Source organism: Chryseobacterium sp. C3, assembly GCF_014218905.1.
Taxonomy (GTDB): Bacteria; Bacteroidota; Bacteroidia; order Flavobacteriales; family Weeksellaceae; genus Chryseobacterium; species Chryseobacterium mucoviscidosis.
Map to the genome: position 1 here is coordinate 1 of NZ_JACLCU010000012.1, position 12619 is coordinate 12619.

The 12619-nt window shown below is 36.7% G+C and carries 12 protein-coding genes and 1 tRNA gene; 2 read left to right on the top strand and 11 right to left on the bottom strand.

The genetic code is table 11. The annotated features are described in order from the left end of the window. Positions 1–185: 185 nt before the first annotated feature. The 11 genes from H6W53_RS20005 to H6W53_RS20055 all read right to left on the bottom strand — a co-directional run bounded on the left by H6W53_RS20005 (position 186) and on the right by H6W53_RS20055 (position 10667). Positions 186–261 (bottom strand) — tRNA-His (locus H6W53_RS20005). A 35-nt stretch (positions 262–296) separates the two neighbouring features. Continuing rightward, positions 297–1016 carry a bacillithiol biosynthesis deacetylase BshB1 gene (gene bshB1 / locus H6W53_RS20010; protein ID WP_076390618.1) on the bottom strand — a complete coding sequence of 240 codons (720 nt, stop codon included), beginning with the start codon at positions 1014–1016 and terminating at the stop codon, positions 297–299. Between the two features lie 81 nt (positions 1017–1097). After that, positions 1098–2747 carry a tetratricopeptide repeat protein gene (locus tag H6W53_RS20015; protein WP_185209252.1) on the bottom strand — a complete coding sequence of 550 codons (1650 nt, stop codon included), beginning with the start codon at positions 2745–2747 and terminating at the stop codon, positions 1098–1100. A gap of 96 nt (positions 2748–2843) precedes the next feature. Then, entirely contained in the window at positions 2844–3716 is an 873-nt protein-coding gene (locus tag H6W53_RS20020) for a PstS family phosphate ABC transporter substrate-binding protein (protein ID WP_185209253.1), read from the bottom strand. Beyond that, positions 3706–3900 (bottom strand): C4-dicarboxylate ABC transporter, encoded by a 195-nt coding sequence (locus H6W53_RS20025; RefSeq protein WP_076390991.1) that lies wholly within the window; start codon positions 3898–3900, stop codon positions 3706–3708. Before H6W53_RS20025 ends, H6W53_RS20020 begins: the two co-directional genes overlap by 11 nt. Positions 3901–3977: 77 nt before the next feature. Then, a complete protein-coding gene (locus tag H6W53_RS20030) occupies positions 3978–4820 on the bottom strand; it encodes an energy transducer TonB (RefSeq protein WP_087706763.1) in 843 nt (280 codons plus the stop codon). A gap of 24 nt (positions 4821–4844) precedes the next feature. Then, complete coding sequence (locus H6W53_RS20035) at positions 4845–5417, bottom strand: ExbD/TolR family protein (RefSeq protein WP_076390614.1); 573 nt, start codon at positions 5415–5417, stop codon at positions 4845–4847. A gap of 12 nt (positions 5418–5429) precedes the next feature. Continuing rightward, complete coding sequence (locus tag H6W53_RS20040; protein ID WP_076390613.1) at positions 5430–6038, bottom strand: ExbD/TolR family protein; 609 nt, start codon at positions 6036–6038, stop codon at positions 5430–5432. A gap of 61 nt (positions 6039–6099) precedes the next feature. Then, complete coding sequence (locus H6W53_RS20045) at positions 6100–6963, bottom strand: MotA/TolQ/ExbB proton channel family protein (protein WP_076390612.1); 864 nt, start codon at positions 6961–6963, stop codon at positions 6100–6102. Positions 6964–7203: 240 nt separating this feature from the next. Beyond that, positions 7204–10017 carry a leucine--tRNA ligase gene (gene leuS, locus H6W53_RS20050; protein ID WP_185209254.1) on the bottom strand — a complete coding sequence of 938 codons (2814 nt, stop codon included), beginning with the start codon at positions 10015–10017 and terminating at the stop codon, positions 7204–7206. A gap of 176 nt (positions 10018–10193) precedes the next feature. Continuing rightward, the gene (locus H6W53_RS20055) at positions 10194–10667 is read right to left on the bottom strand and encodes a lipocalin family protein (protein WP_108409483.1); all 474 of its coding nucleotides are present in this window, start codon (positions 10665–10667) and stop codon (positions 10194–10196) included. 193 nt (positions 10668–10860) lie between these two features. Here H6W53_RS20055 and H6W53_RS20060 point away from each other — a divergent pair, with 193 nt between their 5' ends. Next, positions 10861–11844 carry an acyltransferase family protein gene (locus H6W53_RS20060; RefSeq protein WP_185209255.1) on the top strand — a complete coding sequence of 328 codons (984 nt, stop codon included), beginning with the start codon at positions 10861–10863 and terminating at the stop codon, positions 11842–11844. Positions 11845–11854: 10 nt separating this feature from the next. Beyond that, complete coding sequence (locus H6W53_RS20065; RefSeq protein ID WP_185209256.1) at positions 11855–12613, top strand: glycosyltransferase family 2 protein; 759 nt, start codon at positions 11855–11857, stop codon at positions 12611–12613. Positions 12614–12619 lie beyond the last annotated feature (6 nt).

Consider the following 12619-nt stretch of genomic DNA (forward strand, 5'->3'; position numbering starts at 1 on the left):
GGGGTAAAAGACAGAACTTTCTTCCTATTTAGGTTGACTAAACTTTTTGTATAGCCCCCAACTTTTGAGCCTGATCCGTAGCCTTTCATATCTAACATAAATTTTTACAGTAAGAATTAAAGAAAATCTGAATTTAAATTTGATATAAAATAAAAAAGTACACTTTTGAAAAGTGTACTTTTATTGGGTGAATGATGGGTCTCGAACCCACGACCTTCGGAACCACAATCCGACGCTCTAACCAACTGAGCTACAATCACCGTTTTGTGAGTGCAAATATAGGAAAGATTTTTTAATTACCAAACAATTCCGTCAAAATTTTTCAAAGCAATTAACTTTTCAGACGTAAATCCCTCTGCATAAGCTACTCCCGATAGTCTTCCCAAATCCATTGCGCGATAAGTTAAGCTGTCTAAAAAGTTTTTTGAAGTAATCGGGGTTTCCGGTTCTTTAGAATCCGGATCATAAAACTGAGTTTTAAATGCTTTACATGCCGCAATTTTTGCATCTAAAAATTCTGAAATGTCAATAACGAATTCGGGCTCTACATTTTTCCATTGCATATAGTTAAAAATATGCTTTGGTCTCCACGCTTCCTGAATCTCTCCTTCCAAAACCGTCTCAATTTTTCTTAATCCGGACAAAAAGCACGCATCCGATACTAATTTCGCTCCTTTTGCATGATCTGGATGTCTATCATCAATTGTATTGGCAAAGACGATTTCCGGCCTGTATTTGCGAACCATTTTTACGATCCTCATCTGATAATCCTCGGAATTTTCTAGAAACCCGTCTCTCATCTCGAGATTTTCTCTTATAGAAACACCTAAAATTCTTGCAGCATCATTTGCTTCTGCCTTTCTGGTTTCTTCTGTTCCTCTCGTTCCGAGTTCTCCTCTCGTGAGATCAACGATAACGCAGGTTTTCCCTTCTGAAACCAATTTGGCTATCGTTCCTCCGCATCCCAGTTCTACATCGTCAGGATGCGCTCCAAAAGCTAATATATCTGTTTTCATACAATCAAAGATAGGATTAAAATAAAAACTTCCCAAACATTAGGAATGGGAAGTTTCATTATTTATAATTTAAAGTTTAAATTATTTGTTGATTTCTGCGTTTAATTTTACTGCATCCTGATAGGTTGGATCCAGCTGTACAGATTTTGCTACATAATCTTTTGCTTTTGCTACATCAGAATCCTTAGACATATATGCCACTGCGAAATAGGCATAAGCTAAAGTCTGCTTATTTGCTTCCTGATCTGCTGGTTTTACGGTACTGATGAATTTTTCATACGCCATTTTAGCAGCATCATTATTTCCGGCTTGCTGATAAGAATATCCTAAGCTGTAATAACCGGGAGCCCAATCTGGTAAAAGAGCATTCATTTTCTGCCATGTAGCAATTGCCCCATTCCAGTTCTTTGCATCCTGATAAGCCGTCGCAAGTTTGAATAAAGAATCTGAATCCTGCGCGTTAGCTGCTACTTTCTGTTTCAATCCTTCAATTGTAGGGTTTGTAGGTCCTGCATCAATATCAGCCTGAGAAGCTCCTCCTCCAGCGATTTTCACCAATTCCATATCCCATTTCAAAGTTTCATCTTTAGCTGCCTTTGCGATGCCGATTTTTTGCTGAGCTTCGTTCATTAAAGCTGTTTTTTTAGCTGCATCCGTTTCTGTCTTTGCTAAACCTGCGGCAATAAGTCCCTGTAAACCTTGATCTGCAGGCTGTACTCTTGATTTGTCTGCCTGAGAAACAAAACTATCCATGTTCTGTTTTGCTTCCGCATATTTTCCGTCTGCATATAACTGATATGCTCTCAGTTTAAATTTAATAGGATCGTTGATCTTATCAAAAATTTTATCTAAAACCTGCTTAGAATTTGCATAATCTTCATTGGTAAAATAAAGCTTAGCAATTTCTAATTGAGTATATGGATCTTCATCGGCATATTTTGTATAATTGATCAAATCCTGAGTCGCTTTCGCATTTTGCTGATATCTGATATCGTAAGCTGCAAGAGCTTTATACGCCGGAGCATAAGAAGGATCTGTAGCTATTGCCTTATCTATACTTGTTTTAGCCTGTTGCCACTGTTGTGCAGCCATCCATAAAGTCCCGATTCTTGTATAAACCGATGCTTTATTTTTAGCTAAAGGAAGAGCTTTGTCATAAGCAGACATTGCATCTCCTGGCATTCTTTTTAATCTGTAAGCATCCCCTAAAGTATAATAGTAATGAGCGGGAACACCTTTTTTCTCTGCTCTTTCAATCGCTTTATTCAAATACTGAATAGCCAAATCCGGAGAGTTATTCTTCTCAAATAAAGTTAAAGCTTCTGCCGCTCTGAAAAGAACTTCTGCATCTTTTTCTTTTGAATCGGTAACGATTTTCTGAATTTCCGCAATAGCACCTTTATCTCCTTTACCCAGTTTTACAGTTGCCAAACCTAATTTATTTAAATAGCTTTTGCCATCTGCTGCAAGACCTTTGTTAAAACTATCAGTTGCTGCCGCATAATCTGGCTCTCCTTGCTTCAGATACGTATTTCCTAAATAGAAATAGTTTTCTGCAGTAGGCGCCGAAGCGATCATGTTCGTAAAATTAGTTTTTGCCTGAGCATATTTATCACTGTCTATACTGTTGATACCATCCTGTACAGTTTGTGCAACGGCAAAGTTGGTAAAAAACACTACAGCCGCTCCAAAGGCAAGCTTCTTTACATTCATATTCATTATATCTTTCATTTTATATTTTCTAATCTAAATTTCGATTTAAGTAATACACAATTTTCAGACCAAAATAATACATTTATTTTGGTTAAAGGATTAATTTAATACTTTTTAACGCATTTGAACTTCTCTTCTATAGAGATTGTAAGGCTGTAATCCTTCCTTCTGAACGATCATCTGCCCAAGCTGAGTGCACGAATACCTTATGAAACCATTGGCAATATTGAAGTTTCCTTCGTTTGTTAAAAAATACAAAACTCTGGTAAAAGGATAATTCATTTTGCGGAGGTTTTCAAAATCTGTAGTGTAAAGTTTTCCTTTGTCTTCCACAGGAAGAATCTTTACCATGCTTCTCAACTGTTCAGACTCTTTATCATAAGGACGGCTGAATGTATTAAGACCGATGACCCCTATTTTATCCGGGTATTTATTGAGTTCTTCAATAATATTCTTGCTTCCCGGAATAACTGAAAACTTTAAATCTTTCGGCTGTTTTTTAAGTTTCTGAGCCACAAAATTCAGATTGCTGGAATTGGCTCCGTCGAAAATAAATTCTTTATTATCCGACTGCAATCCTTTCTGAATTTCCTCCATTGAAATACTTTCTTTTGGAGAATCTTTCGGAACAATAAAAATAACAGCATCTGCAGCGAATTTTGCAGGTAAAAACTTCAGTTCTACCTGTTCTTCGTATGTCTTAATTTCTTCCGGCGTAAGATCTCTGGACATTACCACGATTCTTGTCTTATTGTTTAATAAATCAATGAATCCGAGATCTTCTTTTTTCGTAGCGACTTTAATCTTTGTTTCGGGATAATTAATCATATATCCTTCTGCTAAAGCTTCCGTAACACTTTTAAAAGATTCATCCGTAAGAATCGTCATTTCTCCTTTATGGTAAGATGGAGATTTTTCTTCTTTTTTACAACCAACTGCTATTATGCTAATGAAAAACAGCATTAGAAGCTTAACACTATTCTTCATTTCCTGAATTTTTAATTTTTGTAACCGCTCTGTAAATTCTGAAAATTCCATACAAAATAAGAAGTCCGCCTAATGCATAAGCAACTCCGGGTTCCAGAACTGTAAAGAAAAACCTGTAGTACATTACTACGATTCCCAGAACGATATAAAATAATCCCGTAACGAGGGATAACCAATTGAACATCATATAACAAAAATACCAAAAAAAATAAAAAGAGAAGCAAATGCTTCTCTTTTTTAATTATTATTTAAAGATAAATCTTATCCTTCAAAATTCATTGTTAAAGGTAATCTGAATCTATAGCGTACAGATTGTCCGTTAATTTTAGCAGGAGTCCATTTATTTTTAATAGACTTGATGGTTCTGATTGCTTCAGCATTGAAGTCAGAGTTTCCACCGCTAGCTTTAACGTCCGTAATACTTCCGTCTCTTTCTACAACGAAAGTGATTTCAGTTTTTACTGTACCTTCATCTCCGTTCATCGCTGAACCATCGAAGTTACTGGATACTTTATTTCTGAAAGCATTAATACCTCCAGGAAATTCAGCAGTCTGCTCTACTTCTGTGTAAACCTGAGTATCACTTACCTGAGGTTTTACTTCTGCTGTAGACGCCTTTGTACCTGTTGACGGTGGCGGTGGCGGTGGAGTGTAAGCCGGAGCTTTTACCCCTTCCTGATTAACCAGACCGGTTGTTGTTTCTAACTGCTTAGAAATTGGCGGTGGTGGTGTTTCAATTTTCGGAGCTTTTACAGGCTCAGGAACCACGTTCTGAATAATTTCAATTTTCTCTTCCTCTTTTGGTGGAGGTGGTGGAGGTGGTTCTTCTTCTTTTGGCTGCTCAATAATTTTATCTTCCTGAAGAATTTCTACCAAATCTGCTTTAACTTCTTGTTTTTCAGGTTCAGTAAGTCTCTTAATGGTAAGATAAATAAATGGAGACAAAGCCGCAATAAGGAATAATGCTGTTCCAACGATGAAAGATTTTGTCAGAAGTTTTGGGTACTGATGTCTTAAATCGTATGCACCATATTCCTTGTTTCTATTTTCAAATACAATCTCATCTAAGGTAAGATTAGGATCGTATACATTTTCGTTTGCCATAGATTTACAATTTTATGGTTTAAATTACTTAGTAGCCGGAGCTGCAGCAGCACCAGAGTTACCCACTTTTCTATCGTAAATAGCTTTTTCCCAAGGTTTAAGATCAGTAACACCGTACTGCTCACTCTTAGTAATTGCCATTTCGTCCAGGATATCTACGAAGTTTTTATATACAGCATCGTCAGTTGGCTTAATAATAACTGTAAATTTAGTTTTATCAGCCGCATTTGCTTTTGCCTGCTCAATTACTTTTCGGATTCCCTCTCTATCGAAAGTAGTTTCATTAAGATTCTGATCTGTTAAAGACGTATTGTCCTGCTGATGCCAGAAGATCTTATTGTTTTTACCTAATAATAAAGATATAGAGTTCGAAAGTTTAATTTCTGTTGGAGGTGGTTTTTTTGTTTCATCCTTCGGTTTTGCCGGAAGACCCAAATCCATTACATTCGGTTTAGAGAATGTGGTTGTGAACATAAAGAAGGTAATCAATAGAAAACCCAAGTCCACCATCGGAGTCATATCGACTCTGGTACTCTGTTTCTTGGAACGTACCTTGCCGCCTTTGGCGCCCTTTTCCTGTACTTGTACTTCTGCCATTTCTAAATGATATTATTCATTAGGTTTACCTTCTTGTGATGTAATCAACCAAAATTTAAGAAAATCGATATCTCTTAAACCCTCGAATAAGCTTTTAACTTTCGGATATTCTGTTGTAACGTCTCCTTTGATTGCTAATTTGTAATCAGGATTTACGTTCAAACTTTCTTTTACCCAGTCTACTAACTGCTTATTCGTACTATCCATAGGAATCCCTGTAGGACTCTTGAAATTCTTCTGCTCGTCATCTGGCAAATCAAGATAGCTTTTAAGCTGGTTCATCGGAACCCCAATTGCTTGTACTTTCTGGAATGCAGCTTTTTCATTATTGTCAAAAGTAACGCCGTACTTTTTTCCCATATTGTCTAAAAGCTGTAGTCTCTCTGATGCATTTTCTACAGGCTGGAAATAAAATTTTCCGTCCGGTGTAGCGTTGATGGTCATCAAACTTGCATCAGGAAGTAACTTCTCTGATATTGAAGATGGCGGTTTAATCTGCTCCACATCAGGTTTTTTAAACTGAGTGGTCAAGATAAAGAATGTAAGCAGTAGGAACGCAACGTCACACATTGCCGTCATATCCGTCACTACTCCATGTCTTTTTGGTTTGACTCTCGCCATTATTATTAATGATTTTTAATTAAACTTCTTTTTACTTACTGCAAATTCCTTGCTACAATTCTTAGTTGAATTCAGCGAAAGACTGTTGGATGCTCATTGCGATCTCGTCGATCTTATAAGTTAATCCGTCGATTTTAGAAGTAAAGAAGTTATAAAGGATGATAGCGATTGCTGAAGTACCAATACCTAAAGCTGTGTTAATCAAGGCTTCAGAAATACCTGTAGAAAGTGCAGCAGCATCCGGAGTACCCCCTCCTGAACCTAATGCGAAGAACGCCTTGATCATCCCGATTACCGTACCTAAAAGTGCTACTAACGTTGCAACAGTACCTAAAGTAGAAAGGATCATCATGTTTTTCTCAAGCATTGGCATTTCAAGAGTAGTCGCTTCTTCGATTGCTTTGTTAAGCGCTACCATTTTTTGCTCTTTGTTAAGCGTTGTATCGTGAGATAAAGCTTTGTAAGTAGTAAGACCTTCTTTTACTACGTTACCAACAGAACCTTGCTGTCTGTCGCACTCTTCTAAAGCTTCATCAATTTTGTTTTGGTTTAGTAAGCTTCTTACCTGTACAACGAAGTTGTCTAAGTTTCCTTTTCCGGCAGCTTTGCTAAGAACGAAATATCTTTCAAAAGAGAAAACGATTACTGTGATCATGAAAGTAATCAAGATTGGTACAATAACCCCTCCTTTGTAGATAATACCTAAGAACGATTCTGGGTGAATGTCTTTCCCCTCCTTGTCAGCAAAAGCAACAGATGCTCCTCCTAATTCATTAGCATCTTTAAAGTTTCCTGGGTTACCTAGAACGAATAAATAAATACAAACTCCTATTGCAAAGATAATAGGAATAATTACAGCTGGGTTTAAACCTCCCGACTTTCTAGCAATTACTTGCTCATCATTTTTTGAAACATTCATTTCCATATTTAACTAAATTATATTGTTTTAAAATTTTACAAGGTGTAAATTAAAGGCAAAAATAATTAAAATGCAAGAGTCTTAAATAAACATTTGCCATTTTTTTGATAAAGAAATTTTAATACACTTTCGATATTACAATTATTTTCTCTTTTTTTGGTAATATTTTTCAATTTTAACATTTACGTTAAAAAATCAAAAAATTTAAGCCTTCATTTTTTTTAATTTGCCAATGTTAATTTTTTTTTAAATTACTATATTCACAATTCTGTGAGGCACTACAATGATTTTCGTCGGGGTCTTCCCTTCCAGAATCTGCATCATTTTTTCGTCTTTAAGTACCACTTCCTCCACTTCTTTAGGTGAAAGCTGCGCGGAAAGTGAAATTTTAAACTTCATTTTTCCGTTTACACTTACCGGATACAAAATCTCATCTTCCACTAAGTAATCCTCGTTCAATACAGGGAATTTTTCAAATTCTATAGAATCCTGATGCCCCAATAAACTCCAAAGCTCTTCACAGATGTGAGGTGCATACGGAGAAATGATAACGGCTAAAGGTTCTAAAATATTGCGTTTGTTGCATTTTATTTTTTGCAGTTCGTTTACGGCGATCATAAATGAAGAGACAGACGTATTGAAAGAGAAGTTTTCAATATCGTAAACCACCTTCTTTACTAAGGTATGTAAAACTTTGTATTCTGCTTTGGTTGGTTCTTCGTCGGAAACCGAGAAAGTATCCCCGTCAAAATATAAATTCCAGAACTTTTTAAGGAAACCGTAAACTCCACTCAGGCCTTGCGTGTTCCAAGGCTTGGATTGTTCCAACGGACCTAAGAACATTTCATACAATCTTAAACCGTCTGCTCCGTATTCATTACAGATATCATCCGGATTTACCACATTGTATTTTGACTTAGACATTTTTTCTACTTCACGACCTGTGATGTATTTTCCGTCTTCCAAAATAAATTCCGCATCTGCGTAATCCGGTCTCCAAGCTTTGAAAGCTTCAGTATCCAGTTCATCAGAAGTGCCTTTTAATAAAGATACATCAACGTGGATTGCCTGAGTTGTATAATCTTTTGCTAAATTTTTAGAAACATATTGATTAGTTCCGTCAACTCTATACACAAAAGCACTCATCCCCAAAATCATCCCCTGATTAATCAACTTTTGGAACGGTTCATCCTGATTAATATATCCTCTGTCTTTTAAGAACATATTCCAGAAACGGGAATATAATAAATGTCCGGTTGCGTGTTCACTTCCTCCGATGTACAAATCCACCTGTCCCCAATAATCTGAAAGTTGTTTTTTAGCAAAAACCTCATCATTTTTAGGATCCATATATCTTAGGAAATACCATGAGCTTCCCGCCCAACCCGGCATTGTAGATAATTCTAAAGGGAAAACCGTTTTTTCATCAATCAAATTCGTATCGACTACTTTTTGGTTAGCTTCATCCCATGCAAACGTTTTTGCATTTCCTAAAGGTGGATCTCCGTCTTCAGTCGGCAGATATTTTTCAACTTCCGGAAGTTCCAAAGGCAAAGCGGAAGTCGGCAATGTATAAGGCATTCCATCCTTATAATAGATAGGAACCGGTTCTCCCCAATATCTTTGTCTTGAGAAAATCGCATCACGCTGTCTGTAGTTCGTTGTTCCGTGTCCGATTCCTTTTTTCTCAATAGCAGAAATAATCAATGCTTTTGCATCGTTATAATTTAATCCATTTAAGAAATCAGAATTTACACAAACCGAATCTTTAGAATCGAAAGAAGCTTCCTGAACATCTTCGTCCGTTTCCACGACTTTCTTAATTTCTAAATTAAATTTCTTTGCAAATCTGTGATCACGCTCGTCATGTGCAGGAACCGCCATTACAGCACCCGTTCCGTAACCCATCAAAACATAATCTGAAATATAGATCGGCATTTTTTCCCCACTGAAAGGATTTAAAGCATAACTTCCCGTGAAAGCGCCTGAAACATTTTTCACGTCCGCCATTCTGTCACGTTCCGTTTTCTTAGAAGTTTCTTCAATATAAGAATCTACCTCAGCTTTTTGCTCTGCGGTTGTGATGGTTTCCACCAAAGGATTTTCGGGAGCCAGAACCATAAAAGTTGCTCCGAAAATAGTATCTGGTCTTGTTGTAAACACTTCAACGATTTCGTCATGTCCTTCCACATTGAATCTCACCTGCGCTCCCTGAGATTTTCCGATCCAGTATTCCTGAGAATCTTTCAAAGGTTGTGGCCAGTCAAGAGTTTTTATTCCCTGCAATAATCTTTCAGAGTACGCAGAAATTCTCATGCTCCACTGCATCATTTTCTTTTGGAAAACAGGAAAACCTCCTCTTTCGGATTTTCCGTCTTTTACCTCATCATTTGCCAGAACGGTTCCTAAAGCAGGACACCAGTTCACAGTGGTTTCCGCTCTGTAAGCCAAACGGTAATTTAATAAAATGTCTTCTTTATCAATTTCTGAAGCTTCTTTCCACTCTTCCGCCGTGAAATTTAATTCATCGTTCTGATTGGCATTTAACCCTTCCGTTCCTTTTTCTTCAAAACGTTTAACCAAAGATGAAATAGGCTCCGCTTTATCGGTATCTTTATTATACCACGAATGGAACAGCTCAATAAAAATCCACTGTGTCCATTTATAATAAGAAGCATCGGAAGTTCTCACTTCTCTGCTCCAGTCGAAAGAAAAGCCAATTTTTCTTAACTGCTCTTCGTATCTTGTAATGTTTTGCTCTGTCGTAATCGCAGGATGCTGCCCTGTCTGAATAGCGTACTGTTCAGCAGGAAGTCCGAAGCTGTCATAGCCAACCGGATGGAGAACATTAAAACCCTGATGTCTTTTGTACCTCGCGTAAATGTCGGATGCGATATATCCAAGCGGATGACCTACGTGAAGTCCTGCTCCCGATGGATACGGAAACATATCGAGAACATAAAATTTAGGTTTGTCTGTGTTGTCGGAAGTTTTATACGTTTGATTATCTTCCCAGTACTTCTGCCACTTTTTTTCTATCTGCTGATGATCGTAAAACACTTTTTTATAGATATTAGATGTTAAGATATTAGATGCCGGATTCTTTTAAATTCCTTTTCTAATTTTCACAAAAATAATGATTTTAAAAGAAATGGAAATTTAAATTTGACGAAATAATGCATAAAAAAATCTCATCCGCAGATGAGATTTGTATTTTATATTGATAATTCAGACTATTACTGAGGTATTCTCTTAAATGTATAGGTTTCAGAATGGAATTCGGTAGGATCTGATTTGTCTTCAAACATGATGTTTAAAGCAGTATCGCTGATGCTGATGATTCTTCCCTGATCCGGCTGCACAATTCCCTGATATTTTATCTGAATAGCTTTGCTGTCTTTATCATAAGTATAAGTAAATGTTCTGTCGAAAGTAGGTGTACAGGTTCCCGGGGTTGCACTGTCTCCCATATCTTTTCTTTTTCCCGTATTTCCGGAAACGAACGTCCATCTTGAAGTCTGCTGACAAGTGGTATCAAAAGAAATACCGTCCGAAACAGGAACTTCCCCTATTGCAACTACGGTTACTACTTTTTTCACGGGCTGCCAAACTCCTACTAACGGAGCTTCCTGCACCACTTCGTCGTCGTTATTACATCCTGTTGCTACAAATAATGATAAACCTGCAAATAATAATGCTAATTTCTTCATATATCAATTTTTTCAAGCGCTAAAATTATGATTTATTTATATTATTATACAATTTTTTTAAAAAAATATTGTTAAAATTTATTATTTTCTGTGTATCGGCATTTCAAAAGCGTTGTTTTTCCTTTATTCAGCAAACATTCATTACCGGAAATATGATCTTTTCTTCGAAAAAAACTATTTTTGTAACAAACAAATGCAAATGCAAGACCTTACGAAAAATAATTTTGATTTTATCCGTGTTCTCCTCGCTTTCATCGTTTTTTTAGGGCATCTTGGAGCTTTAAGCGTTTCTCCGGAGCTGAAATTTCTGGAACACAGCCCTATCGAAATTGCCGTTTTCGGATTTTTTGTGGTGAGCGGATTTCTTATCGCCAGAAGTTATGAGCGTTCTTCCAGTCTTAAAAGCTATATTAGCAAAAGAATCAGAAGAATTGTTCCGGCTTATTTATTGGTTGTTTTTCTCTGTGCCATTTTACTCAGTCTTGTAAGCACTTATTCATTCAGGGAATATTTTACCAATACGCAGGTCTACAAATATCTTTTCTGGAATTCCATTTTTTTAAATTTTAAAGCACCGTGGCTTCCCGGAGTTTTCGGAAATCAGGCAGTCAACGGAGCGCTTTGGACACTGAAGATAGAAATGTGCTATTATCTTGCTGTTCCCTTGATGTTTTTACTGTTCGGAAAAAACAATAAATACAGAAACATCAGTTTAATTATTCTTTATTTCCTGTCTCTTATTTATCTTAATTATTTTGAGCTTCAGGGAAAGATTTCACTGGCGAAACAGCTTCCGGGAACGCTGTCTTATTTCATACCGGGAATGTTGATTTATTTTAATTTCGACAAATTCATCAAATATAAAAACATTCTTTTTGTTGTCGCATTAGCAACAGTCTGGATCGATTTATTTACAGATATTCAGCTTTTTTCTCCGATGATGATCGGGATCATTGTCCTGTACATCGCATATTCTTTTAAGTTTTTAAATAATTTCGGAAAATATGGAGATTTTACCTACGGAATTTATATCTTCCATTTCCCGATCATCAGAACTTTTACCACACTGGGATTGTTTAAAGATTATAATCCTTACATGATGGCTTTTGTATGCATGATGGTAGTTATTGCAGTAGGAATCAGTTCCTGGCATTTTTACGAGAAAAAATTTTTATAAAACACAACAGATGAAAGAATTAGTTTCGATAATAACCCCCTCCTACAATTCGGCGGAATTTATAGAGGAAACCATACAGTCTGTACTCAGCCAGACGTATAAAAACTGGGAATGGCTGATCTCGGATGACCGTTCCCAAGACAACACCGTAGAACTTATCCAAAAGTATAATGATCCCAGAATAAAAGTACAGGTTCTTGAAAAAAACGGCGGCGCAGGAAATGCCCGAAATAAAAGCCTCGAAAGAGCGGAAGGTCGTTATATTGCCTTTCTGGATTCCGATGATTTCTGGTATCCCGAATATCTTGAAGAGATGATCGGGTTTATGGATAAAAACAATGCAGAATTGGTGTACTGTAATTATTCCAGATGTGATGAACATACGATGGAACCTGTTCTAAAAGATTTTGAAGCCGATACAATTGTCACCTTTTCCAACCTGCTTAAAACCTGCAGACTGGCTCCGGTTTCTACGATGTACGATACCAAAAGAGTGGGAAAATTCTTCTTCCCCGTGAAAAGCAAACGCGAAGATCATGTGATGTGGCTGAATCTTCTGAAAAAAATTCCCAAAGGCTTTCCGCTGAATAAAACACTTGCTAAATACAGGATGCGCGAAAACAGCGTTTCCAGAAAGAAAAAAAACATCATCCGAGATCAATATCTGGTGTACAAAGATTTCATGGGATTTTCTACGGTTAAATCTTTATACTATACCGCAAACTGGGCATTCAACGGATTTTTGAAATATTCGAAAATTTTTAATTAATTTTAT

What these genes read in the sequence shown, in the direction of transcription:
- bshB1 (WP_076390618.1), bottom strand. Translation starts at nt 1,016, where the DNA reads ATGAAAACAGATATATTAGCTTTTGGAGCGCATCCTGACGATGTAGAA.
- H6W53_RS20015 (WP_185209252.1), bottom strand. Translation starts at nt 2,747, where the DNA reads ATGAAAGATATAATGAATATGAATGTAAAGAAGCTTGCCTTTGGAGCG.
- H6W53_RS20020 (WP_185209253.1), bottom strand. Translation starts at nt 3,716, where the DNA reads ATGAAGAATAGTGTTAAGCTTCTAATGCTGTTTTTCATTAGCATAATA.
- H6W53_RS20025 (WP_076390991.1), bottom strand. Translation starts at nt 3,900, where the DNA reads ATGTTCAATTGGTTATCCCTCGTTACGGGATTATTTTATATCGTTCTG.
- H6W53_RS20030 (WP_087706763.1), bottom strand. Translation starts at nt 4,820, where the DNA reads ATGGCAAACGAAAATGTATACGATCCTAATCTTACCTTAGATGAGATT.
- H6W53_RS20035 (WP_076390614.1), bottom strand. Translation starts at nt 5,417, where the DNA reads ATGGCAGAAGTACAAGTACAGGAAAAGGGCGCCAAAGGCGGCAAGGTA.
- H6W53_RS20040 (WP_076390613.1), bottom strand. Translation starts at nt 6,038, where the DNA reads ATGGCGAGAGTCAAACCAAAAAGACATGGAGTAGTGACGGATATGACG.
- H6W53_RS20045 (WP_076390612.1), bottom strand. Translation starts at nt 6,963, where the DNA reads ATGGAAATGAATGTTTCAAAAAATGATGAGCAAGTAATTGCTAGAAAG.
- H6W53_RS20055 (WP_108409483.1), bottom strand. Translation starts at nt 10,667, where the DNA reads ATGAAGAAATTAGCATTATTATTTGCAGGTTTATCATTATTTGTAGCA.
- H6W53_RS20060 (WP_185209255.1), top strand. Translation starts at nt 10,861, where the DNA reads ATGCAAATGCAAGACCTTACGAAAAATAATTTTGATTTTATCCGTGTT.
- H6W53_RS20065 (WP_185209256.1), top strand. Translation starts at nt 11,855, where the DNA reads ATGAAAGAATTAGTTTCGATAATAACCCCCTCCTACAATTCGGCGGAA.